The organism is Paracoccus solventivorans (assembly GCF_900142875.1).
Classification (GTDB): domain Bacteria; phylum Pseudomonadota; class Alphaproteobacteria; order Rhodobacterales; family Rhodobacteraceae; genus Paracoccus; species Paracoccus solventivorans.
Window position 1 is genome coordinate 1 of sequence record NZ_FRCK01000007.1, and the last position, 22,109, is coordinate 22,109.

The following is a 22,109-nucleotide window of genomic DNA, read 5'->3' on the forward strand; positions in this document are numbered from 1 at the left end:
CGTCAGATCGAAACGCGCCATCCTGAACCCTCCATAGGTTCAGTGAATCACGCCTGCTATCACAACGGAATCCCGTTTATGAGTTCACAGCCTAGTGTTCCCGGAACGGCTTCCGCCCGGCCATCGACGCCCGGGCCAGCTGCGGGCTTTGCTTTCCCACGCTTGGGCCCCCTGCCGGCACGGGCCCGGATCGCAGGAACCAGCTGAGTGTCGCGACACCCAGACAGGCCACGGTGCCGCCCAGCCCATATGCCACCAGCACCCACAACCATCCCGCGCCCAGAAGCCAGGCGACGAGGGCGGACAGGATTCCGACGGGGATACTGGCCAGCAAGGCAGCCATCAGCGCCTCCGATTCATTCAAGCTCTGGAACAAGACTAGGCAACTGGAGGATGGCTTTACAACTGCTGCTTGAGTAGGATATTAAATATATTGCGCAATTTATCATTCTGACTGTTGCAGTGGTGATACATACGCAAAAACGGCCCGGTGACACCGAGCCGAAACCATCCGAAATCTTGCGATCTGGTGGAGCCGAGGGGAATCGAACCCCTGGCCTCATCATTGCGAACGATGCGCTCTACCAACTGAGCTACGGCCCCACAGGCGCGCTATGTGGCGCAAGCCGGTGCCCATGTCAAGCGCCTGTTTTTCGTCACAATGCGGGGGCTTTCCGCCCCCACACCCCCGAGGATATTTCCCCACCAAAGACGCCCCGCCGTTAACCGGACGTCAAGGAATCGCTGCTAGAGAGGAAGGGCGGTACAGGCGGGGACGCCGATGACCGCCACCGAAGACGCCACTGTCCGCGGGGACGCGTGCCCGCGCGGACAGTGTGCGGCTCCGGCCCGTCTTTGGTGCCCCAAATATCCCCGCCGGAGGCATCGCCGGAACGGCGATATCCTCGCCGGGGCGGTGGTCAGCCCTGCTGGCGCACCCACTCGACCAGCTGGCCCGCGGGGCGGGCGCCGGACAGGCGGGCGCGCTCTCGCCCCTCGCGGAACAGGATGAAGGCGGGGATGCCGCGGATGTTCCAGCGCACCGTGGCATCCGGGTTGCGTTCGGTGTCGATCTTGGCCAGCCGCGCCTGGCCCTTGAGCAAGCCGGCGGCCTTTTCGAACTCGGGCGCCATCATCCGGCAGGGGCCGCACCATGGTGCCCAGTAATCCACCAGCAGCGGCAACTCATCGGATTTGGCCGCCTTTTCCAGCGTCTGAAAGTCGACGGAAACCGGTTTTTCCGGGATCAGCGGCGCGCCGCAGACCCCGCATTTCGGCCCCGCGGCCAGCCGCTCTTCGGGAACGCGGTTCATCTGACCGCAGCTCAGGCAGGTGAGTTTCAAGTTATCCTCAGAAAATACCGACCAGGTAAAGAAGAATGATCACGACGATCGGAACGCCGAGAAGCCAGGCGATGATCCCCTTCATGTCCGCTATCCTTTTGTTTTCCCATGTTGCAAGGCGCAACGCGGGACCGGACCGGCGGTTCCGCGGGGATCACTCGGCAGCCTCGGCATAGGCCTCAACCGGCGGGCAGGTGCAGATCAGGTTGCGGTCGCCATAGGCATTGTCCACCCGCCCGACCGGGGGCCAGTATTTGTCCACCCGGAACGCCCCGGGCGGGAAACAGCCCTGCTCGCGCGAATAGGCGCGGTCCCAGTCGGCGACCAGATCCTCGACCGTGTGCGGGGCATGGCGCAGCGGGCTGTCCTCGGCGGCGATACGACCGTCGGCGACCTCGGCAATCTCGTCGCGAATCGCCAGCATCGCGGTGATGAAGCGGTCCAGCTCGGCCTTGGTTTCCGATTCCGTCGGCTCGACCATCAGCGTGCCGGGGACGGGCCAGCTCATCGTGGGGGCGTGAAAACCGTTGTCGATCAGGCGCTTGGCAATGTCGTCCACGGTCACGCCATGGTCCGCGAACACCCGCGTGTCCACGATGCATTCATGCGCGACCCGGCCGCGATTGCCCATGAACAGGATCGGGTAAGCATTGCTTAACCGGCTGGCGATATAGTTGGCGTTGAGAATCGCCACCCGCGTCGCCTGGGTCAGCCCGGCCCCGCCCATCATCAGGATATACGCCCATGAAATCAGCAGGATCGAGGCAGAGCCCCAGGGCGCCGCCGACACCGCGCCTTCGCCCAGCCGCGGGTCCGCCGGCAGATAGGGCGCCAGATGCGCCTTGACCCCGATGGGCCCCATGCCGGGCCCGCCGCCGCCATGCGGAATCGCAAAGGTCTTGTGCAGGTTCAGGTGGCTGACGTCGCCGCCGATCTCGCCCGGCTTCACCAGCCCGACCAGCGCGTTCATGTTGGCGCCGTCGATATAGACCTGCCCGCCGTGGTCATGGGTGATGCGGCAGACCTCGCGCACCGTGTCCTCGAACACCCCATGGGTCGAGGGGTAGGTGATCATCACCGCCGCCAGCCGGTCGCCGGCCTTGGCCGCCTTGTCGGTGAAATCCTCCAGGTCGATGTCGCCGTTCGGGGCGGATTTCACCACCACCACCTTCATCCCCGCCATCTGCGCGCTGGCCGGGTTGGTGCCATGGGCGCTGGTCGGGATCAGGCAGATGTCGCGGTCCTCGCCGCGGGCCTTGTGATAGGCGGCGATGGTCAGCAGCCCGGCATATTCGCCCTGCGCGCCGCTGTTGGGTTGCAGGGAAAACGCGTCATAGCCGGTGATCTCGCACAGTTTCGCGGTCAGGTCGGCAAACATGCGGTGATAGCCCGCCGCCTGCGCTTCGGGCGCAAAGGGATGCAGCGCGCCGAACTCGGGCCAGGTCAGCGGCATCATCTCGGCCGCCGCATTCAGCTTCATCGTGCAGGACCCCAGCGGGATCATCGCCCGGTCCAGCGCCAGATCGCGGTCGGACAGGCGGCGCATATAGCGCATCATCTCGGATTCCGCCCGGTTCATCTGGAACACCGGATGGGTCAGGAAGTCGCTGTCCCGCAGCAGCTCATCGGGAATCGCGGGCGCAGTGGCTGGCGTGGCCGGGTCCGAGATTCCGAACGCATCCAGCACAAGCGCGATCACCCCCGCGTCGGTGGTCTCGTCGACGCTGATCCCCACGCGGTCGCGGCCGACGCGGCGCAGGTTGATCCCACGCTGCTCGGCGGCGGCGAGGATCCCCGCCTGTCCGACGCCCACCCGCACGGTGATGGTGTCGAAAAACGCCTCGGGCGCGACCTCGGCCCCCGCCTCGCGCAGCGCCTGGGCCAGCGTCACCGCGTTCAGATGCACCCGCTGCGCGATGGCCCGCAGCCCCACCGGCCCGTGGAACACCGCATAGAAGGACGCCATCACCGCCAGCAGCGCCTGCGCCGTGCAGACATTCGAGGTCGCCTTTTCGCGGCGGATATGCTGCTCGCGCGTCTGCAGGGCCAGCCGATAGGCCTGCCGGCCCGCCGAATCGATGGACACGCCCACGATCCGCCCCGGCATCGCCCGCTTCATCTCGTCGCGGCAGGACATGAAGCCTGCGTGCGGCCCGCCATAGCCCATCGGCACCCCGAACCGCTGGGCCGAGCCCACGCAGATATCGGCCCCCATCGCGCCCGGTTCCTTCAGCAGGCACAGCGCCAGCAGGTCGGTCGCCACCACCGCCACCGCGCCTGCATCATGCAGCGCTGCGCAATCGGCGGTCAGGTCGCGGACATGGCCGAAGGTGCCGGGATACTGGAAGATTGCGCCGAACACCGCAGAGGGGTCGCAGTTGCCCGGCTGGCCGCGGATGATCTGAATCCCCAAGGGCGCGGCGCGGGTCTCGATCACGCTGATGGTCTGTGGGTGCAGATGCTCGCTGACGAAGAACGCACGCGCCTTGGATTTCGCCACCCGCTGCGCCATCGCCATCGCCTCGGCCGCCGCGGTGGCTTCGTCCAGCAGGCTGGCATTGGCCACCGGCAGCCCGGTCAGATCCGCGACCATGGTCTGGTAATTCAGCAGCGCCTCGAGCCGGCCTTGCGCGATTTCCGGCTGATAGGGGGTGTAGGCCGTGTACCAGGCCGGGTTTTCCAGGATGTTGCGCTGGATCGCGGGCGGCGTGACGGTGCCGTAATAGCCCTGCCCGATCAGGCTGGTCATCACCTTGTTCTGCGCCGCCACCTCGCGCATCAGCGCCAGCAGCTCTCGTTCCGACAGCGCCGGCCAGTCCAGCCGCGCCTGCTGCCGGATCGAGCCGGGCACCGTCTGCTCGATCAGCTGGTCGAGGCTGTCGGCCCCCACCACCTTCAGCATCTCGGCCATCTCGGCCGGAGAGGGGCCGATGTGGCGGCGGTTGGCGAAATCGTCGGGGTCGTAAGAGGTGGGGTTCCAGCGGCTCATGTTTCACTCGCGCAGACAGGCCAGCGGCCGGTTCGATCACGACGGGCACCTGGTGGCGCCCGCCCCTTCTTCCTTGCCGAAATCTCCCGGGGCTCGTGAGCGCCCGGAATAGCAGGCGGATCGGAAAACAGTCCACAAAGCTGTTTTCCCGCCGAACGGTCCGGTGGACTGTTCCCAGCGAACCAGGCCACGGCAGCGCCCCGGTCCGGCGGCCCCGCTCAGCCGATCAGCGCCTGATAGGCGGCCTCATCCATGAAGCCGTCCAGCGTCACGCCCTCGGCCGGCTTGATGCGGAAGAACCAGGCGGCCAGCGCGTCCTCGTTCACGTCGCCCGGCGCATCGGCCAGCGCCTCGTTGACCGCGGTGATCACCCCGGCGATCGGGGCCGCGATGTCGGATGCGGCCTTGACGGATTCGATCACCACGATCTCCTCGCCCGCCTCGACCTCGCGCCCAACCTCGGGCAGCTCGATGAACACCACGTCGCCCAGCTGCTCGCTGGCATGGGGGGTGATGCCGACGACGATCTCGTCGCCCTCGGCGCGCAGCCATTCGTGGTCTTCGGTGTATTTCAGCATGTCTCGCCTCGGGTTGGATCAGCGTTTGTAGGTGGTCTTGACGAAGGGCATGGGCACGACGCGCAGCTTCTGGCGCTTGCCGCGCAGCTCGGCGTAAAGCACGGCGCCGTCGGGGATCCCGGAGGGCAGCGTCGCCATCGCCACCGGCCCGCCGACCGAGGGGCCGAAGCCGCCCGAGGTGACATGGCCCAGGGGCTCGCCCCCCTCGGCCCCGGCAAAGATCGCCACCCCCTCGCGGATGGGCGCGCGGCCCTCGGGCATCACCCCGCGGCGGGAATGCGCGGCCGCGCCCAGTTCCGGCAGGATCACATCGGCGCCGGGGAACCCGCCCGCCCGCACCCCGCCCGCGCGGCGGGCCTTGGGGATGGCAAAGCCCACCCCCGCCTGCGCCGGCGTCACATCCTCGCCCATGTCGTTGCCGTAAAGCGGCAGCCCGGCCTCGAGCCGCAGCGAATCGCGCGCCCCCAGCCCCACCGGGGCCACCTCGTCCAGCGCCAGCAGCGCGCGGGCGAAATCGACGGCGCGATCCTCGCGCAGGCTGATCTCGAACCCGTCCTCGCCGGTATAGCCCGAGCGGCTGACCCACAGCCGCGCCCCGTCCCATTCCAGATCCGCCACGTCCATGAAGCGCATCTCGGCCACCCCCGCCACCAGCGAGGCCAGCGCCGATTCCGCCGCCGGTCCCTGCAGGGCCAACAGCGCGCGGTCGCCAACCACCTCGGGGTGCAGCCCGTGCGCGGCCAGATGCGCGATGTCCTTGTCGGCGCAGGCCGCGTTCACCACCAGCAACAGGTGGTCTCCCTTGTTGGCGATCATCAGGTCGTCGACGATCCCGCCGCGGTCGTTGGTGAACAGCCCGTAACGCTGCCGCCCGGGGGCGAGGCCGACGATATCGGCGGGCACCAGCCGCTCCAGCGCCTCGGCTACGCCGGGGCCGCGCAGGATCAGCTGGCCCATGTGGCTGACGTCGAACAGCCCGGCGGCGGCGCGGGTGTGCTGGTGCTCGCCCAGAACGCCCAGCGGATACTGCACCGGCATTTCCCAGCCGGCATAGGGCACCATGCGGGCGCCCAGTTCGATATGCAGGTCGTAAAGCGGCGTCCGGCGCAGCTCGGTCATGGCATCCCCCTTGGCGGCCAGCGGCCGCGTGTCGATGCCCCCTCTGTCCCTGCCCCGGTCAAGGACCGCGGGGCGCCTGAGATCGTTATCCCTTCGGCGGGCCGGACGGCCGCTCTTCAGAGTTCTATGCGGAAACGGTCTTTTTGCCTGAGAGTTTACCGGGGCGGTTGCTCCTTCGGCCCTGGCCTGCGCCAGCGTCTCCCGATTTCCACGACTTTGGTATCAGCCGAACTGCCGCTGTGGCAAGGTTTTTCTAGACGCCGCCGCGCCAAGCAGAGCCTGCGGCGCACACCCGCCGCAGGGCTTCTTTCTGGTCCCAATACCCAGCTTGGGGCACCCCCGGGGCCGGCCGCACCGCGGCGGCACCCGGGCGGGACGGTCACGGATAGATCACGATCGGGACCCCGACCCGCACCATCGAGAAGATTTCTTCGATCTCGTCGTCGTTCACGGCGATGCAGCCCGCGGTCCAGTCGCGCGCCTTTTGCTGGCGACCCCAGGGGCCGCGGCCGTGGATCATGATGTCGCCGCCCGGCGGCTGGCCCAGCAGCATGGCGCGGTCGCGGTCGTCCTGCTGCGGATAGGAAACCCCCAGCGACAGGTGATACTGGCTGTTGGGGTTCTGGCGGTCGATGAAATAGACCCCCTCGGGCGTGCGGCCATCGCCCTCGCGCTGCTTGTGCCCCACCGGCTGGAAGCCCAGGCCGATGTCGTACTGCTTGATCGCCTTGCTGCCGCTGAGCAGATACATCTTCCGCTCGCCCTTCTTGACCGTGATCTGCGTCACGGGCGGGCCGTCATAGCTGCGGAACTTGCCCTGCGGCTGCGACTTGGAGGAACAGGCCGCCAGCCCGCCAAGCGCCGCCAGCGCAATAAAACTGCGTCGTGTGGTTCTCATCACTGCCCCAGATTCGCTTTATGCGAGTTATTGGTTCAGGGAATACCACGACCGGCGGTTTTTCGCCAACGACAACTCGTCGCAATTTTCACTATCTCGACGGGCGCTGTCGCGTGAAGGCCGCAGTCAGCTCGACATGCGGCGACCAGCGGAACTGGTCCACCACCCCCACCGGGCCGATCGCATAGCCGCCCTCAATCATCCGCCGCGCGTCGCGGGCGAATGTCACCGGGTCGCAGCTGAGCCAGGCGACCAGCGGCACCGAGGATTCGGCCAGCGCCGCCGCCTGCGCCGCCGCCCCGGTCCGCGGCGGGTCGATCACCACCGCGTCGAACCGGGCCAGCTCGTCGGGCAGCAGCGGGCGGCGGGCAAGATCGCGGGTCTCGGTCGTCACCCGCCGCAGCCCCGGCGCCGCGCGCCAGCCCGCATCCAGCGCTGCCAGCGGCGCGGACAGCCCCTCGACCGCATGAACCTCGGCCCGCTCGGCCAGCGGCAGAGTGAACGTGCCCGCCCCGGCAAACAGGTCGGCGATTCGCGCCGCATCGCCGACGATGGCGCGCACCGCGGCCAGCAGCGCCGCCTCGCCCTCGGCGGTCGCCTGCAGGAACCCGCCCGGCGGCAGCACCACCCTTGCCCGGCCGAACTGCAGCTCGGGCGGGAGCAGCAGCAGCGGTTCATCCCCCCAGACCAGCCGCGCCCAGCCGGCCTCGCGCGCGAGCGCCGCCAGCTGCGCAAACAGCCCCGGCTCCATGGGTTTGCCGCCCTGGACCGCCACGTCCAGCCCGGCCAGCGTCTCGGTCACCGTCAGTGCCAGCTCGGCCGAGCGCGAGCCGCCCATCACCACCAGCCGCCGCAGTTCCGGCAGCGCCGCGATTATCGCCGGGCGCAGCACCATGCAGTCGGCCAGATCGACCACCACCTCCGAAAAGCGCCGGTGAAATCCCAGCAGAGCGCCCTTTTTCGTGCGCCGCCCCGACAACACCGCCCGCCGGCGCGAGCGCGGGGGCGAGACATGGGCCAGCGCGACCGGCGCCGCGATCCCCTGCGCCGCCAGCGCAGCCTGAACCACCCCAACCTTCCAGCCGGCCACGAAATCGTCGCTGCCGTGCATCAGCGCGCAGCCGCCACAGGCGCGGTAATGCGGACAGGCCGCCGCCACCCGCTGGGCCGAGGGCGCCACGATCCGCGGCGCCGCGATGCGGCCGTCCTCGGCCTCGCCCTCGATCTCTTCGCCTGGCAGGGTCAGCGGCGCCAGTGCCCGCGCCTCCCCCGCGACCGCGACGCCATCGCCGCGCCTGCCCAGCCGCTCGATCCGCCAGCGGGTCATTCGGCGGCCCGGCTGTCCGCCTCGGCCGCAGCAGCATCCTCGTCCGGCTCGGTCCCCAGGAACCCGCCCGACTGCCGGTTCCAATAGCGCGCGTAAAGCCCGCCCAGCGCCAGCAATTCCTCGTGCGTGCCCTGCTCGGCGATGCGGCCCTCGTCCATCACCACGATCCGGTCCATCTCGGCGATGGTGGACAGGCGGTGGGCGATGGCCAGCACGGTCTTGCCGCGCATGACGCGGGCCAGCGAATCCTGCACCTGCGCCTCGACCTCGCTGTCGAGCGCGCTGGTCGCCTCGTCCAGCACCAGGATCGGCGCATCCTTGAGGAAGGCGCGGGCCAGCGCGATCCGCTGCCGCTGCCCGCCCGAGAGCTTGACCCCGCGTTCGCCCAGATGCGCGTCATAGCCCTTGCGCCCGGCCGAATCCTGCAACCGCAGGATGAAGTCATGCGCCTCGGCCGCGCGGGCGGCGGCGATCATCTCGTCCTCGGTGGCGCCGGGGCGGCCATACAGGATGTTGTCGCGGGCCGAGCGGTTGAACATCGCGGTTTCCTGGGTGACCATGGCGATGTTGCGGCGCAGGGATTCCTGGGTGACCTCGCGCACATCGGCGCCGTCCACCCGCACCGCGCCACTTTCCACATCATGCAGCCGCAGCAGCAGCGATACCAGCGTGGATTTCCCCGCCCCCGAGGCGCCGACGATGCCGATCCGCTCGCCCGGCGCGACATGCAGCGACAGATCGTCGATCCCGCCAGAGCCGCGGCCATAGGCAAAGCCGACGTGATCGTAGACCACATCCCCGCGCAGCCGGCCCAGCCCGACGGCATCGGGCGCATCGACCAGCGTATGCGGGGGCGACAGGGTCTGCATCCCGTCCTCGACCTCGCCGATCGAACCCCAGATCCCCATCAGCGCCATGCTGACCCAGCCGGTCATCTGCGCCAGCCGCATGGCGATCGCGCCCGAGGCCGCGACGTCGCCCGGCGTCGCCAGCCCCTGCCGCCACATCAGCACCGTGCCGCCAACCAGCAGCACCGGCAGGAACCCCGCGACCACGGTCAGCGACAAGCGGAACCAGGTGTTCAGCCGGCCAAAGTCGATGGCGCGGTCGCGGAACGTCTCCATCGCGCCCAGCGCCACCTGATCCTCGTAGTCGGCGCTGGCGAACAGCTTGACGGTCTTGATGTTGGTGATGGTGTCGACGACCTGCCCGGTGATCATCGCCCGCGCGCTGGCCCGCCCCTTGGACTGCGCCCGCACCCGCGGCAGGAAAAACCGGATCAGCGCCAGATAGGCCAGCAGCCACATCACCAGCAGCAGCGCGCCCCAGCTGTCCACCGACACCAGATAGATCGCCGAGCCCAGCACCGCCGACAGCGCAAAGGTGGCGGTGTTGACCATCTCGCTGGCCACGTCGGTCACCGCGCGGGCGGTCTGCATCTGCTTTTGCGCGATGCGCCCGGCAAAGTCGTTGTCGAAGAAGGTGACCGAATGGCCCATCGTCCAGCGATGCAGCCGCGACAGCACCAGCGGCAGCACGTTCGGCCCGATGATCACGTTCGAGGTGGCGGCGGAGAACCCCATGATCGCCGGGCGCAGGATCAGGAAGAACCCGGCGAAGGCCGCCGCCAGCCACAGATGCGATGCCGTCAGCACGCCACCCGACTGCGCCACCGCATCGACCACCAGCCCCAGCAGCGTGGCCGAGGCGACCTCGGCCGCCCCCGACAGCGCCGAGGCCAGCGCCGCCACCCCCAGCCCCGGCCAGGCCCCCGACAGCGCCCAGCGGAAGAACGCCAGCAGTGTGCGCGGCGGCGGACCGTCGGCGGGACGGAAGGCGTCGATCAGCCGTTCAAAGGTGGCGTGCAGCTTCATGTCCCGTCTCCTGCCTGCAAGGCCACATCCACCAGCGCCGCGGCGGGCAGCCGGAACCCCGAGCCGATCCACGCCGCCTCGGCAGCCTTGAGCCCGCGCCCCAGCGCCGGCCCCGACAACCGCCCCGCAAGATCGGCCGCGGAGATCGGCAGCTTCTGCGCCGCGGCAAAACCGATGTGCTCGCGCCAGTCCACGGGCAAGCCCTCGCCGCGCGCGGCGCGCAGCAGCGCCAGCTGCACCGCCCGCGCCTCGCCCAGCCGATAGGCGGCCTCATCCAGCGGCAGGGTCGAATGCAATTCTTCCTGCACCCGCGCCTCGGCCCGCGACAGCCGCAAGGCGCCGGCCGCGTCCTCTGCCCCCAGCGCCGCCAGCCGCAGCTGCCAGTCCATCTTCTGTCCGGAAATATCCCGGGGCCCGGGGCAGCGCCCCGGTCCGGCGGCGCCGTCAAGCGCCACCGCCTCCAACGCGGAAAGCCCCGCGGCATCCGCCCCCGGCAGCAGCTGCGCCAGCACCCCCGCCGCCTGCATCAGCGCCACCGCCTCGACCGGATCGGGCGCCGACAGCAGCTTGCGCATCTCGGCCCCGATCCGCTCGCGCGAGATCCTTGCCAGACCCGCCGCGTGGCGGGCGCAGGCGGCCAGCGCCGCCGGGTCGGCGCCGCCCTTGCGCCCATACCAGGCGTGAAAGCGGAAGAAGCGCAGGATGCGCAGGTAATCCTCGGCGATGCGCTGGTCGGGGTCGCCGACAAAGCGCAGCCGGCGCGCGGCCAGATCGGCGAGTCCGCCCACCGGGTCGATCACCTCGCCCTCGGCGTCGGCGTAAAGCGCGTTGATAGTGAAGTCGCGGCGCGAGGCATCATCCTCGAGCCGGTCGGAAAACGCCACCTCGGCGCGGCGGCCATCGGTCGCCACGTCGCGGCGGAAGCTGGTGACCTCGAAGCCGCGGCCGTCCGCCACCACCGTGACGGTGCCGTGGTCGATGCCCGTCGGCACCGGCTTCAGCCCGGCGGCGGCGGCGCGTTCCATCACCTGCTCGGGGCGGGCGTCGGTGGCGATGTCGATGTCGCTGACCGGCTCGCCCAGCAGCGCGTTGCGCACCGCGCCGCCGACGATCAGCGCCCGCGCGGGCGCCAGCGCCGCCAGCACCCGGCGCAGCGCCGCGTCGCCGGTGATCGCCTCGGGCAGCCTCGTGCCAGCCGGGGTCGCGCCCGCAGTCGTCATGCCCGCAGCCTTCGCGCCAGCGCCAGCAGCACCCGCGCCGTCGCGCCCCAGATGTAATGCGGGCCATAGGCGGCCACGTGATAGGACCGCCAGTCGCCCCGCCACTGCCGCCGTTCCAGCCGATAGCGCGCGGGGTCGGCCACGTGGTCGAAGGGGACGGTGAACACCTCGTCGACCTCGCCCGCCTCGGGGATGGGGGTGAAGGGGCCGCGGATCATCGCCAGCACCGGGAACATGGCAAAGCCAGTAACGGTGCGATGGGGGGACAGCACCCCCAGCACCTCGACCTGCGCCGGGTCCAGCCCGACCTCCTCCCGCGCCTCGCGCAGGGCGGCGGCGACCACATCGGCATCGCCGGGATCGACCTTGCCGCCGGGCAGCGCGATCTGGCCGGGGTGGTGGCGCAGGCCGCTGGCGCGCTTGGTCAGCACCAGCCGCCCGTCGTCATGGAACGCCGCCAGCACCCCCGCCGGACGCTCGCCCAGATCCGCGGGGATCGGCCAGTCGGTATCGAAATCCGACGTGGGCCCCACCGCCGACGAGGCCGCGGTGGACAGCGCCGCCAGCAGCCTGTCGCGGACCGCCGGCGGCCGGAAAGCGGGCGGACTGGCGGGGGGCGCCATCAATCCCGCCCCTCCTCCTGCATCGCGGGCAGGGGATTGCCGTCGGCGTCCACCGTCGCCTCGAACCCCAGCGAGGCCGGGTCGAACTCGTAATGCGCGCCGCAGAACTGGCAGTCGGCGGTGACGGTGCCGGCGTCGGTGGTCATGTGGGCGATGTCCTTGGCCGAATAGATCGACAGCGTGCCGCGCACCCGGTCGGCGGAGCAGGAACACCCGAATTCGACCCGCTGCGGGTCGAAGACGCGCGGGGTCTCCTCGTGGAACAGCCGCACCAGCAGGTCGGTGGGCGCGACGGTGGGGCCGATCAGCTCCATCGGCTCGACGGTGGAAAGCAGGTGGTTGGCGCGGTTCCAGTCCTCGGATTCGGCGCCCTGCAGGATGTCGGCGGCCTCGATCAGCCCGCCCTCGCCCGAGCCGCCCTCGCCCGCCGGCATCGGCTGCGCCGGCAGGGTCTGCAGCATCACCCCGCCCGCGCGCCACTGCGTCGATACATCCCCCGCCATCCGGCTTTCCCCATAGGCCAGCGTGAAGGTCGAGGGCAGCTGCTCGGACTGCGCGAAATAGCTGGCCGCGCAGGCCGAAAGCGAGCCCCCGGCCAGCGGCGTGATCCCCTGATAGGGCAGGTTGCCCGCGCCCTGGTCGATCAGGATGGCGAAATACCCCTCGCCGATCTGTTCAAAGGGCGGGCGGCCGTCCAGCCGCTCGGCGTCGAAGCTGGCCCAGCCGCGGATGCGCGCGGGCTCGCCCTCGCCCGCGGGGGCGTAGTAATCGGCGGCCAGCGTGCGGATCGCGCCATTGCCGCGCACCTGGATCGACAGTTTCCAGCGCAGCTTGATGGTCGGGCCGATCAGCGCGGTCAACAGCGCGACCTCGGCCACCAGCGCCGCCACCTGCGGCGGATAGTCGTGGCGGGTCAGCACATGGTCCAGCACCCCGTCGAGCCGGGCCACCCGGCCCCGCACCCCCGAACGGTCGAGCTGGAACGGCAGGACGGTATCGTCCCAGGCGATCTGGTTGATGCTGCTCATTCTGGCCTTTCGGAAATCTTGCGCGCCCGGCGGGCGCGGCGTCGCTGCCCTATATAAGCGACTTGCGCGCGATCCCAAGCCGGGAGGTGTCCGCAGCCGCGGCCAGACCCGCCGCAGCTGCGTCCGCCCCGGGGGCCTACTCCACCCAGCCGGCGAGGTTTTCCGCGATGACCTCGGTCAGCACCTGGATATGCGCATCGTCGTCGTTCAGGCAGGGGATATAGGTGAAGCCGTGCCCACCCGCGGCCTCGAACGCCTCGCGGATCTCACCGTTGATCTCCTCGAGCGTTTCGATGCAGTCGGCGCTGAAGGCGGGAGAGATCACCGCGATGTCGGTGATGCCGCGCCGCGCGAGGTCCGCAACATGCTCGACCGTATAGGGGCGCAGCCATTCCTCGGACCCGAAGACCGACTGGAAAGTAGTGTCGATGGCATCCTCGTCCCAGCCCAGCCGCTCGCGCAGCAGCCGCGTGGTCTTGTGGCACTGGCAGTAATAGGGGTCGCCTTTGTGCAGATAGCGCACCGGCATCCCGTGATAGGACGCCACCAGCTTTTGCGGGCGCCGCCCCGCCAGCGTGCGTTCGACAGATTGCGCCAGCGCCTCGATATAGTCGGGGCGGTCGAAATAGGGCGGGCAGACCCGGGCCGAAGGCTGCCATTTCTGCGTCATCAGCGCCCGGAAGAACTGGTCGTTCGCCGTGGCCCAGGTGGCGCCCGCATATTGCGGATACATCGGCAGGAACACGATGCGGTCGCAGCCGGCCTTGACCATCCGCTCCACCACCTCTTGCGTCGAGGGGTTGCCGTAGCGCATGCAGAAATCGACCATCACCCGGTCGCCCCAGCGCGCGGCCGCGGCCTGTTCCAGCTTGGCGACCTTCTGCTTGGTGATGGTCATCAGCGGGCTTTCGTCCGCCTCGTTGTTCCAGATCAGCTTGTAGTTCGCGCCCGAGGTGAAGGGGCGCTTGGTCAGGATGACGGTCTGCAGCAGCGGCTGCCACTTCCACGCGGGATAGTCGATCACCCGCTTGTCGGACAGGAACTCGTTCAGATAGCGGCGCATCGACCAGTAATCATGGCCGTCGGGGGTGCCCAGATTGGCGACGAGGACCCCGATCTTCGGCTGCGGCAGCGCCGGGTGGTCGGGGGGGGCGTGCTCGGGTCGGCGGGCGTCGTGCGGGCGCGATGGCTGGCTCATGTAGTCCTCTTGCTCAGCGCATCGGCAAGGCGGATCTGGGCCGAGCCGGGGCGCAGGGGTTTTTGCTGGTTCTCGGCCGGCGCCCAGCCGGTCAGGAACACCAGATCGAGGCCGAGGCGGATTCGCCCCGGGTTGTCCGGGTCGGGCGCGGTGGTGGCAAGGATCTCGGCCGCGCGCAACATCACCGCGCGCGCGGTCGGGCGGCGCAGGCGGCGGTCCAGCGCGTTGCCCTCGCCCATGGCGCGCAGGTCGCGGGCCAGGTGGAACAGGTCGCGATAGCTGACCGCCTGGGTGATCTGGTCGGCAACCGGCAGCGCCAGCCCGCCGCGCTGGACCAGCGCGCCCAGATCGCGGATCTCGCCAAAGGGGGCGATGCGCGGCGACAGCCCGCCGGTGACCTCGACCTCGGCCTGCGCAAGTGCGGCGCGCAGCGGCGCCAGCGTCTGCCCGCCCGGCAGCACCGCCAGGAACAGCCCGTCCGGGCGCAGCGCCCGCGACGCCTGGACGATCTGCCCCACCGGGTCGTCGGCCCAGTGCAGCGCCAGCGCATGGATCACAAGATCGTGCGCGGCAGGGTCAAGGTCCAGTTCCGGCGCATCCGCCACCACCCGCGCCCCAGGCATCGCCGCGCGCCAGAAATCCGGATTTCCGGTCACCACGGCGGCGGCGGTAAACCTTCTGTTAATGTCTGCGAGTCTATCCTGCACTTCGGCCAGGGCCAGCTCGTGCAGCCAGTGCTCGCGCCCGGCACGGTCGGCGCGGGCGCGGTTGCGCAGCAGCGCGGCGCGGTCGGTCAGGCGCGGCGGGGCCGTGGGTTGTGAGGGGTGCGACGCAGACATGAGGCTGGACATTAAGGCGCTTCGCCCGGCGATGAAAGCCACGGTCGCGACAGTGTTTCCACCGCAATGCCTTGATTGCGGCGGGCCGGTCGCCGATTCGGGGGCGCTTTGCCCGACCTGCTGGGGCGAGGCCGATTTCATCGGCGGCTGCATCTGCGACCGTTGCGGGGCGCCGCTGCCCGGTCTCGCGGCGGTCGAGGGGGAGGAGCCGCTGGCCTGCGACGAATGCCTGGCCACGCCGCGGCCCTGGGCGCAGGGCCGGGCGTCGCTGGTCTATGCCGGCAGCGGGCGGCGGCTGGCCCTGGCGCTGAAACACGCGGACCGCCCCGACCTGGCCCCGGCCCTGGGGCGCTGGCTGGCGGTGGCCGCCGCGCCGCTGGTCGCGCCCAAGACGCTGGTCGTGCCGGTACCGATGCACCCGCTGCGGCTGCTGCGGCGCAAATACAACCAGGCCGCGCTGCTGGCCGCCGCGGTGGCGCGGGCGCATGGGCTGCGCGTGCTGCCGGCGGCACTGCGCCGCCAGCGCCACACCCCGATGCAGGACCACCGCTCGGTCGAGGACCGCTTCGCCAATGTCAGCGGCGCCATCACCGTGGCGCGGCGGGCGCAGGCGGCAGTAGCGGGGCGGCCGGTGCTGCTGATCGACGACGTGATGGCCTCGGGCGCGACGCTCGCCGCAGCGGCCGAGGCGCTGGAGGCCGCAGGCGCCGGGCCGGTCGCAGTCGCCGTGCTGGCGCGGGCGGTGAAGGACGGCGCAATGCGCCACGACTCGCTCGGCCATGGCCGGGCGGCCTGAGCCTGTGCGCTTGGGAACTCCCGGCCTTTCCGGCGTCCTTCATACCCGCGCCGCCCGGCTCTGCAGCCGCCGCATGGCCGCCCCTGCGCCGCGCGCCCACATCTTTCCCGGATCGCCACCGTTGGGCCTACACCGCGCGCCCGGATCGGGGGCTGCCGATGTCCCTCTCGCACATCCCTGCCCGACCCGACCTTTCCAGAACCGTTCGCCAGCAAGCGCCCACGCCCTTCCCCCATGTCCGTCGCACTTCAGACCCCGGCACCGCACCGGCTCCGCGCCCCTTCCGGCGCCCTGCCGCCTGCTGCACCGGCCCGGCCGCAGGCGCGCAGATTGCCGCCCGCTTATCCAGCCCCGCACAATATTCCCCGCCGCGCCCCTTTCCATTGCCACGGCGCGCCCGCATCTTGCCCCCATGCTGCGCATCAACGACACCATCATCCTTGCCGATTGGGAGCTTTCCGAGCAGTTCACCCGCGCCCAGGGGCCGGGCGGGCAGAACGTGAACAAGGTCTCGACCGCCGTCGAGCTGCGGTTCGAGGCCGAGCGCTCGCCGCATCTGCCCGCGCCGGTCAAGGCGCGGCTGCGGCGGCTGGCCGGGCGGCGCTGGACCTCGGACGGGGCGATCGTGATCGCGGTGCAGGACACCCGCAGCCAGGCCCGCAACCGCGAGATTGCGCGCGAAAGGCTGGCCGAGCTGATCCGCAAGGCGCTGGTCGCGCCCCGCCCGCGCATCCCCACCCGGCCGACGCTGGGCAGCCAGCGCCGCCGGCTGGCCGCCAAGACGATCCGCGGCACCCTCAAGTCGCTGCGCGGACCGGTCGAAAGGGACGGCGAATGAAGTCCTGGGGGCGCCGTCTGCGGCGGCTGCTGGCGGGTCGCGACCGCGCCCTGCAGGTCGGCGCGATCTGCCATGATCCAGAAACCGGACGGGTGCTGATGATCACCAGCCGCGGCACCGGGCGCTGGATCATCCCCAAGGGCTGGACCATGCCCGACCGCAGCCTGGCCGAGGCCGCGCTGCAAGAGGCCTGGGAAGAAGCGGGCGTCCGCGCCGACCAGGCGCGCGAGATCGGCAGCTATTGCTATGACAAGACCCCGGACGACGGCGAGGGGCCGCCGATCCCGGTCGAGGTGCGCAGCTTTCTGGTGCCGGTGCTGGAGCTGGCCGAGGATTTCCCGGAACGCGGCCAGCGCACCCGCCGTTGGATGCCGCCCTCCGAGGCCGCGATGCTGGTGGCCGAAGCCGAGCTGGCCGAGCTGCTGCGCGGCCTCGACGCGCCGGGTCCAGAACGCGCGGCCTAGAACGCGCGGAAGGTCATGGTGGTCAGCGTCCGGCTGATGTCGGGGATGTCGAACAGCCGCTCGGACAGGTAGTGGCCGACGTCCTGATCCTCGGGGACATAGACCTTGGCCAGCAGGTCGTATTCGCCCGAGGTCGAATAAAGCTCGCTGACGACCTCGCGGTCGTAGATGGCGTCGGCGACCTCATAGGTCTTACCGGGGGTGCAGCGGAACTGGACGAAGACGGGGCGCATGGGAACCTCGGATGGCGGGACGCGCCCAGTCTAGCGGGGTTGCGCGCCCCGGACCAGAGCGGCGGCGCCATCGGGCCGCGGGGCCGCGCGCCAGAACCGCGTCATCAGCAGCACCGCCGCCGCGCTCAGCCCGCACAGCAGCCCCAGCCACAGGCCGGGCGGCCCCATCCCCAGCGGAAACGCCAGCGCCCAGCCGGCGGGCAGCCCGACCAGCCAGTAGCTGAAGATCGCCAGCCACATCGGCACCCGCGTGTCCTGCATCCCGCGCAGGATCCCCAGCGCGATCGCCTGCATCGCATCGACCAGCTGGAACAGCCCCGCATAGACCATCAGCGAGGCCGCCAGCGCCACGATCTGCGGCGCCCGCGGATCGGCCGGGTTCAGGTAAAGCCCGGTCAGCAGCTCGGGGATCGCCAGGAAGGCGGTCATCGGCAGCACCGCGAACCCCGCCGACAGGATGATCGCCGCCAGCGCCGCCTGTCGCAGCCCGGCCGCGTCGGCGCCGCCATGCGCCGTGCCCACCCGGATCGTCGCCGCGTTCGAGATGCCCAGATGCACCATGAAGGTCAGCCCGGCGATCTGCAGCGCGATGCCATGGGCGGCCAGCGCCTCGGCCCCGAACCAGCCCATCAGCACGTTGGCGCCGGTGAACATGCCGGTTTCCGCCACCAGCGTCAGCCCGATCGGCAGCCCCAGCGCAAGGACGCCGCGGAACGCCGGCCAGTCGGGGCGCCACAGCCGCTGGAACAGGCGATATTCGCGCCCCTCGGGCAGCCAGGCGGCGCAGCCCGCCAGCGCAGCCAGCTGCAGCCAGTTCACCGTCAGGCTGGCCAGGCCAGAGCCTCGCACCCCCAGTTCCGGCAGGCCCCAATGGCCAAAGATCAGCAGCCAGTTCAGCAGCGCATTGACCGGCAGCCCGATGACGGTGATCGCCAGCACCAGGTTCGGCCGCCCCAGCGCGGCAAGGTAGCTGTTGAACACCATCCCCGCCAGCACCGGAGGCATGGCGAACAGCATCACCCGCAGCCACAGCTGCCCCAGCGCCGCCACCTGCGGCTCCTGCCCCAGCGCGACCAGGATCGGCCCCGACCACCACATCAGCGGCGCGATCACCACGCAATGCAGCACCGACACCCACAGCGCCATGCGGGTGGCGCGGCGCAGCTCGGCCGCCTCGCCTTGCGCGCGGGCGCTGGCGATCACCCCCATCACCCCCAGCGCATAGCCCGAGCCGAGCATCACCAGGATGAAGAAATACGAGGTCGCCAGCACCAGCGCCGCCAGCTCGATCACGCCGTAGCGGCCGATCAGCACGGTGTCGGTGACGCCGATCAGCATCCGGCCGACATGGGTGCCGACCAGCGGCAGGCCAAGCAGGAAGGTCGCAGTCAGATGGGGGCGCAGGCTCATGCCTGCCCGATAGCCCGGAACGCGCGGCGCGGGAAGCCCGCCGCCATCAGTCCACCCGTCAGTCCAGCCTGGGCGGCAGCGCCATGCCGCGCAGCGCTTCGGCAGCGGGGACGGCGCGCCGCCCCTCGCGCTGAACCTCGGTGATCTCGACCGCGCCCTCGCCGCAGGCGACGGTCAAGCCGTCCAGAACCTCGCCCGGCGCGCCCGACCCCGCCACCACGCGCGAACGCAGCAGCTTCAGCCGCTCGCCCCCCGCCAGGCACCAGGCGCCGGGAAAGGGCGACAACCCGCGGATCAGCCGGTCCACCTCGGCGGCCGGGCGGGTCCAGTCGACCCGGGCCTCGGCCTTGTCGATCTTGGCGGCATAGGTCACGCCCTCGGCCGGCTGCGGCACCGCGGGCAAGGGCAAGCGGTCCAGCACGTCGAGGATCAGCGCCGCCCCCATCGCCGCCAGCCGGTCGTGCAGATCGGCGGTGGTGTCCTCGGCCCCGATGGCGGTGCGCGCCTCGGCGAGCACCGGGCCGGTGTCCAGCCCGGCCTCCATCTGCATGATGGCGACGCCGGTTTCGGCATCGCCCGCCATCACCGCCCGGTGAATCGGCGCCGCCCCCCGCCAGCGCGGCAACAGCGAGGCGTGGATATTCAGGCACCCCAGCCGCGGCGCGTCCAGAACCGGCTGCGGCAGGATCAGCCCGTAGGCCACCACCACCGCCACGTCGGCGCCCAGTGCCGCAAACTCCTCCTGCGCCTCGGCGTCCTTCAGCCGCAGCGGCGTGCGCACCGCGATCCCCAGTGCCTCTGCCGCCGCCTGCACCGGCGAGGGCCGCGGTTTCTGCCCGCGCCCGGCCGCCCGCGGCGGCTGCGAATAGACGCAGACCACCTGATGCCGCGCCGCGATCGCACGCAGGGCGGGGACCGAAAACTCCGGCGTTCCCATGAACACGACGCGCATCGCCCGCTCCTTCTTCATCATGAAAATATCCCGGGGTCCGGGGCAGCGCCCCGGTCCGGCCGCACCTATCCGCGCGACAATTTCGCCGATTTCGCGACCAGCATCCGCCGGCGCAGCAGCGACAGGTGGTCCACGAACATCCGCCCCTCCAGATGGTCGATCTGGTGCTGCACGCTGGTCGCCCACAGCCCGACGAAATCGCGGTCCTCGACCTCGCCCTCTGCGTTCAGGAACCGCACCGTCACCGCCCGCGGCCGCTCGATTGTCGCCGAGACGCCGGGCAGGTTGGGCGAGGCTTCCTCATGCGCGCGCAGCTTGACCGATTCGTGCAGCACCTGCGGGTTGGCCATACGCACGGCCTGCCCGCGCTCGGCCGAGGCATCGACCACGGCCAGCCGCAGCATCACCCCGATCTGCGGCGCGGCAAGGCCCACGCCCGGCATCGCCTCCATCGTGTCGATCATGTCGGCCCAGATGGCGCGGATCTCGTCCGTCACCGCCTCGACCGGCGCGGCCGGGCGGTGCAGGCGCCGGTCGGCATAGGGGATGCAGGCGCGGACGCTCATCAGGCCCGCGCCAGTTCGCGCTTCATCTTGGTCATGCGGCGCGAGATCATCTGCCGCTTCATCGGGCCGATATGGTCGATGAACAGCCGCCCGTTCAGGTGGTCCAGCTCGTGCTGGGCGCAGGTCGCCCACAGCCCGTCAAAGTCACGCTCATGCGTCTTGCCGTCGAGCCCGGTCCAGCGCATCCGCACCTCGGCCGGGCGGGTGACCTCGGCATATTGCTCGGGGAAGGACAGGCAGCCCTCCTCATAGGCGTTCAGCGCCTCGGAGGCCGAAACCACCTCGGGGTCCACCATCACCACCGGCGCGCGCGGCGCCTCTGGGTCCTTGTTGCAGTCCATGACGAACAGCCGGCTCAGCACGCCCACCTGCGGCGCGGCCAGCCCGACGCCGGGCGCGGCATACATCGTCGCCAGCATGTCGGCGGCGAGGGTTTCGATCTCGGGCGTGATCCGGCCCACGGGGGCGCAAGCCTTGCGCAGCCTGGGGTCGGGGAACAGAAGGATTGGGCGCGTCATGCGAGGCAGATAGGCCATGGCTTCCGGCCGCGCAACAACCCGCTATGCTCGGACCGCGACAGGAGAAGCCGATGACCCCCCAGAACCGCCCCGTTCACGCCGAATCCGATTTCCCCGCCCCCGATTTCGACACGCCGATCGAGCGTCGCGGCACCATGTCGAACAAATGGGATGACATGGCCCATGTCTTCGGGCTGGAGGCGCCCGATGCGCTGCCGATGTGGGTGGCCGACATGGATTTCGCGGCGCCTGTTGGTGTGCGGCGAGCGCTGGAACGCACCGTCGCGCATGGGGTCTACGGCTATCCGGGCGAGAACGCGCCCTATCTCGACGCGATCCGCTGGTGGATGCGGACCCGCCACCACTGGCAGGTCGGGCGCGAGGACATCCTGACCGTGCACGGGCTGGTCAACGGCACCGCGCTGGCGGTCGACGCATTCACCCAGCCGGGCGAGGCGGTGGCGCTGATGACCCCGGTCTATCACGCCTTTGCCCGCGTCATCAAAGCCGCGGGGCGCGAGGTGACCGAGCTGCCGCTGGCGCTGCGGGACGGGCAATATGCGCTGGACTGGCAGGGCTGGACCGCGCGGCTGAGCGGCCGTGAAAAGATGCTGATCCTGTGTTCGCCGCACAACCCCGGCGGGCGGGTCTGGTCCGCGGATGAGCTGCGCGAGATCGCGGACTTCTGCCACGAGCGCGACCTGATCCTGGTCTCGGACGAGATCCACCACGACCTGGTGTTGCCCGGCGCGCCGCGCCACATCGTCACCGTGCTGGCCGCGCCGGACATCGCGGACCGGCTGGTGACGCTGACCGCGGCCACCAAGACCTTCAACATCGCCGGCGCCCATACCGGCAATGCCATCATCACCGACCCCGGTCTGCGGCAGCGATACGTGGCGCGGATGATGGCGCTGGGGATCTCTCCAGGGCTGTTCGGGCTGCCGATGGTGACGGCGGCCTATTCGCCCGAGGGCGCGGCCTGGGTCGATGCGCTGACCGGCTATATTGCCGGAAACGCAGAGATTTTCGACCGGGGGCTGGCCGGAATCCCGGGGGTGCGGCCGATGCAGTTGCAGGCGACCTATCTGTCTTGGGTCGACTTCACCGCCACCGGCATGGCCCCGGCCGAGCTGCACCGCCGCATCGAGCAGGGCGCGCGCATCGCCGCCAACCACGGCGAAAGCTTCGGACTGGGCGGCGCCGGGCACATGCGCTTCAACCTCGCCACCCCGCGGGCGCGGGTGGTCGAGGCGGTCGGGCGCTTGCAGGCGGCCTTTGCCGATCTGCAATAGG

At 70.4% G+C, this 22,109-nt stretch carries 21 protein-coding genes, 1 tRNA gene and 1 riboswitch; of the genes, 4 read left to right on the forward strand and 18 right to left on the reverse strand.

The features are described from left to right. Positions 1-527 precede the first annotated feature (527 nt). The 13 genes from BUB57_RS10945 to BUB57_RS11005 all read right to left on the reverse strand — a co-directional run bounded on the left by BUB57_RS10945 (position 528) and on the right by BUB57_RS11005 (position 15,036). Positions 528-603, reverse strand: a tRNA-Ala gene (locus BUB57_RS10945). A 317-nt stretch (positions 604-920) separates the two neighbouring features. Further along, positions 921-1,343 carry a thioredoxin TrxC gene (trxC, locus tag BUB57_RS10950; protein ID WP_073066874.1) on the reverse strand — a complete coding sequence of 141 codons (423 nt, stop codon included), beginning with the start codon at positions 1,341-1,343 and terminating at the stop codon, positions 921-923. A 154-nt stretch (positions 1,344-1,497) separates the two neighbouring features. Next, positions 1,498-4,332, reverse strand: a complete 2,835-nt coding sequence (gcvP, locus tag BUB57_RS10955) for an aminomethyl-transferring glycine dehydrogenase (protein ID WP_073066877.1) — start codon at positions 4,330-4,332, stop codon at positions 1,498-1,500. 218 nt (positions 4,333-4,550) lie between these two features. Beyond that, a complete protein-coding gene (gcvH, locus tag BUB57_RS10960; protein WP_073066879.1) occupies positions 4,551-4,910 on the reverse strand; it encodes a glycine cleavage system protein GcvH in 360 nt (119 codons plus the stop codon). 18 nt (positions 4,911-4,928) lie between these two features. Then, positions 4,929-6,029 carry a glycine cleavage system aminomethyltransferase GcvT gene (gene gcvT / locus BUB57_RS10965; RefSeq protein WP_073066882.1) on the reverse strand — a complete coding sequence of 367 codons (1,101 nt, stop codon included), beginning with the start codon at positions 6,027-6,029 and terminating at the stop codon, positions 4,929-4,931. A 125-nt stretch (positions 6,030-6,154) separates the two neighbouring features. Further along, positions 6,155-6,243, reverse strand: a riboswitch (glycine riboswitch). A gap of 165 nt (positions 6,244-6,408) precedes the next feature. Continuing rightward, on the reverse strand, positions 6,409-6,927 hold the full coding sequence (locus tag BUB57_RS10970) for a L,D-transpeptidase family protein (RefSeq protein WP_073066884.1): 519 nt from the start codon (positions 6,925-6,927) through the stop codon (positions 6,409-6,411). A 91-nt stretch (positions 6,928-7,018) separates the two neighbouring features. Next, positions 7,019-8,254 (reverse strand): class I SAM-dependent RNA methyltransferase, encoded by a 1,236-nt coding sequence (locus BUB57_RS10975; protein WP_073066887.1) that lies wholly within the window; start codon positions 8,252-8,254, stop codon positions 7,019-7,021. Beyond that, positions 8,251-10,128, reverse strand: a complete 1,878-nt coding sequence (locus BUB57_RS10980) for an ABC transporter ATP-binding protein (RefSeq protein ID WP_073066890.1) — start codon at positions 10,126-10,128, stop codon at positions 8,251-8,253. The genes BUB57_RS10975 and BUB57_RS10980 overlap by 4 nt, the downstream gene beginning before the upstream one ends. Next, complete coding sequence (locus BUB57_RS10985) at positions 10,125-11,348, reverse strand: CCA tRNA nucleotidyltransferase (protein WP_073066893.1); 1,224 nt, start codon at positions 11,346-11,348, stop codon at positions 10,125-10,127. The genes BUB57_RS10980 and BUB57_RS10985 overlap by 4 nt, the downstream gene beginning before the upstream one ends. Continuing rightward, positions 11,345-11,971, reverse strand: coding sequence for an NUDIX hydrolase (locus BUB57_RS10990; protein WP_073066897.1), 627 nt, complete (start codon positions 11,969-11,971; stop codon positions 11,345-11,347). Before BUB57_RS10990 ends, BUB57_RS10985 begins: the two co-directional genes overlap by 4 nt. Next, the gene (hslO, locus tag BUB57_RS10995; RefSeq protein ID WP_073066899.1) at positions 11,971-12,999 is read right to left on the reverse strand and encodes an Hsp33 family molecular chaperone HslO; all 1,029 of its coding nucleotides are present in this window, start codon (positions 12,997-12,999) and stop codon (positions 11,971-11,973) included. Before hslO ends, BUB57_RS10990 begins: the two co-directional genes overlap by 1 nt. Positions 13,000-13,135: 136 nt before the next feature. Continuing rightward, a complete protein-coding gene (gene hemH / locus BUB57_RS11000; RefSeq protein ID WP_073066902.1) occupies positions 13,136-14,197 on the reverse strand; it encodes a ferrochelatase in 1,062 nt (353 codons plus the stop codon). Further along, positions 14,194-15,036, reverse strand: a complete 843-nt coding sequence (locus BUB57_RS11005; protein ID WP_073066905.1) for a class I SAM-dependent methyltransferase — start codon at positions 15,034-15,036, stop codon at positions 14,194-14,196. The genes hemH and BUB57_RS11005 overlap by 4 nt, the downstream gene beginning before the upstream one ends. Between BUB57_RS11005 and BUB57_RS11010 the strand changes: the two genes are divergently transcribed. From BUB57_RS11010 to BUB57_RS11020, 3 genes are all read left to right on the forward strand, one after another. Further along, positions 15,035-15,832, forward strand: coding sequence for a double zinc ribbon domain-containing protein (locus BUB57_RS11010; protein ID WP_234952050.1), 798 nt, complete (start codon positions 15,035-15,037; stop codon positions 15,830-15,832). The two genes, BUB57_RS11005 and BUB57_RS11010, sit on opposite strands and share 2 nt — an antisense overlap. A gap of 412 nt (positions 15,833-16,244) precedes the next feature. Continuing rightward, positions 16,245-16,670: an alternative ribosome rescue aminoacyl-tRNA hydrolase ArfB gene (gene arfB / locus BUB57_RS11015; protein ID WP_073066912.1), complete on the forward strand. Its 426-nt coding sequence runs from the start codon at positions 16,245-16,247 to the stop codon at positions 16,668-16,670. Then, positions 16,667-17,134, forward strand: a complete 468-nt coding sequence (locus tag BUB57_RS11020; protein ID WP_073066916.1) for an NUDIX hydrolase — start codon at positions 16,667-16,669, stop codon at positions 17,132-17,134. Before arfB ends, BUB57_RS11020 begins: the two co-directional genes overlap by 4 nt. Here the strand turns inward: BUB57_RS11020 and BUB57_RS11025 are convergent. The 5 genes from BUB57_RS11025 to def (BUB57_RS11045) form a co-directional block, all read right to left on the reverse strand. Then, complete coding sequence (locus BUB57_RS11025) at positions 17,131-17,367, reverse strand: Lrp/AsnC ligand binding domain-containing protein (protein ID WP_073066919.1); 237 nt, start codon at positions 17,365-17,367, stop codon at positions 17,131-17,133. The two genes, BUB57_RS11020 and BUB57_RS11025, sit on opposite strands and share 4 nt — an antisense overlap. A 30-nt stretch (positions 17,368-17,397) precedes the next feature. After that, entirely contained in the window at positions 17,398-18,777 is a 1,380-nt protein-coding gene (locus BUB57_RS11030) for an MATE family efflux transporter (RefSeq protein WP_073066921.1), read from the reverse strand. 58 nt (positions 18,778-18,835) lie between these two features. Then, positions 18,836-19,729: a methionyl-tRNA formyltransferase gene (fmt, locus tag BUB57_RS11035; protein WP_073067252.1), complete on the reverse strand. Its 894-nt coding sequence runs from the start codon at positions 19,727-19,729 to the stop codon at positions 18,836-18,838. A 65-nt stretch (positions 19,730-19,794) separates the two neighbouring features. Further along, a complete protein-coding gene (gene def, locus BUB57_RS11040; RefSeq protein WP_073066924.1) occupies positions 19,795-20,295 on the reverse strand; it encodes a peptide deformylase in 501 nt (166 codons plus the stop codon). Next, positions 20,295-20,813 (reverse strand): peptide deformylase, encoded by a 519-nt coding sequence (def, locus tag BUB57_RS11045; RefSeq protein ID WP_073067254.1) that lies wholly within the window; start codon positions 20,811-20,813, stop codon positions 20,295-20,297. The genes def (BUB57_RS11040) and def (BUB57_RS11045) overlap by 1 nt, the downstream gene beginning before the upstream one ends. A gap of 71 nt (positions 20,814-20,884) precedes the next feature. Between def (BUB57_RS11045) and BUB57_RS11050 the strand changes: the two genes are divergently transcribed. Next, the gene (locus BUB57_RS11050) at positions 20,885-22,108 is read left to right on the forward strand and encodes a MalY/PatB family protein (RefSeq protein WP_073066928.1); all 1,224 of its coding nucleotides are present in this window, start codon (positions 20,885-20,887) and stop codon (positions 22,106-22,108) included. The last annotated feature ends 1 nt before the right edge of the window (position 22,109 follow it).

Bases quoted from the DNA above. Each gene is read 5' to 3' on its own strand.
- BUB57_RS11005 (WP_073066905.1), bottom strand. From the start codon at position 15,036: ATGTCTGCGTCGCACCCCTCACAACCCACGGCCCCGCCGCGCCTGACC.
- BUB57_RS11010 (WP_234952050.1), top strand. From the start codon at position 15,035: ATGAGGCTGGACATTAAGGCGCTTCGCCCGGCGATGAAAGCCACGGTC.
- def (WP_073067254.1), bottom strand. From the start codon at position 20,813: ATGACGCGCCCAATCCTTCTGTTCCCCGACCCCAGGCTGCGCAAGGCT.
- BUB57_RS11030 (WP_073066921.1), bottom strand. From the start codon at position 18,777: ATGAGCCTGCGCCCCCATCTGACTGCGACCTTCCTGCTTGGCCTGCCG.
- gcvT (WP_073066882.1), bottom strand. From the start codon at position 6,029: ATGACCGAGCTGCGCCGGACGCCGCTTTACGACCTGCATATCGAACTG.
- hemH (WP_073066902.1), bottom strand. From the start codon at position 14,197: ATGAGCCAGCCATCGCGCCCGCACGACGCCCGCCGACCCGAGCACGCC.
- gcvH (WP_073066879.1), bottom strand. From the start codon at position 4,910: ATGCTGAAATACACCGAAGACCACGAATGGCTGCGCGCCGAGGGCGAC.
- arfB (WP_073066912.1), top strand. From the start codon at position 16,245: ATGCTGCGCATCAACGACACCATCATCCTTGCCGATTGGGAGCTTTCC.
- BUB57_RS10980 (WP_073066890.1), bottom strand. From the start codon at position 10,128: ATGAAGCTGCACGCCACCTTTGAACGGCTGATCGACGCCTTCCGTCCC.
- hslO (WP_073066899.1), bottom strand. From the start codon at position 12,999: ATGAGCAGCATCAACCAGATCGCCTGGGACGATACCGTCCTGCCGTTC.
- BUB57_RS10990 (WP_073066897.1), bottom strand. From the start codon at position 11,971: ATGGCGCCCCCCGCCAGTCCGCCCGCTTTCCGGCCGCCGGCGGTCCGC.
- BUB57_RS10970 (WP_073066884.1), bottom strand. From the start codon at position 6,927: ATGAGAACCACACGACGCAGTTTTATTGCGCTGGCGGCGCTTGGCGGG.
- BUB57_RS11025 (WP_073066919.1), bottom strand. From the start codon at position 17,367: ATGCGCCCCGTCTTCGTCCAGTTCCGCTGCACCCCCGGTAAGACCTAT.
- BUB57_RS11050 (WP_073066928.1), top strand. From the start codon at position 20,885: ATGACCCCCCAGAACCGCCCCGTTCACGCCGAATCCGATTTCCCCGCC.
- def (WP_073066924.1), bottom strand. From the start codon at position 20,295: ATGAGCGTCCGCGCCTGCATCCCCTATGCCGACCGGCGCCTGCACCGC.
- BUB57_RS10975 (WP_073066887.1), bottom strand. From the start codon at position 8,254: ATGACCCGCTGGCGGATCGAGCGGCTGGGCAGGCGCGGCGATGGCGTC.
- fmt (WP_073067252.1), bottom strand. From the start codon at position 19,729: ATGCGCGTCGTGTTCATGGGAACGCCGGAGTTTTCGGTCCCCGCCCTG.
- BUB57_RS10985 (WP_073066893.1), bottom strand. From the start codon at position 11,348: ATGACGACTGCGGGCGCGACCCCGGCTGGCACGAGGCTGCCCGAGGCG.
- gcvP (WP_073066877.1), bottom strand. From the start codon at position 4,332: ATGAGCCGCTGGAACCCCACCTCTTACGACCCCGACGATTTCGCCAAC.
- BUB57_RS11020 (WP_073066916.1), top strand. From the start codon at position 16,667: ATGAAGTCCTGGGGGCGCCGTCTGCGGCGGCTGCTGGCGGGTCGCGAC.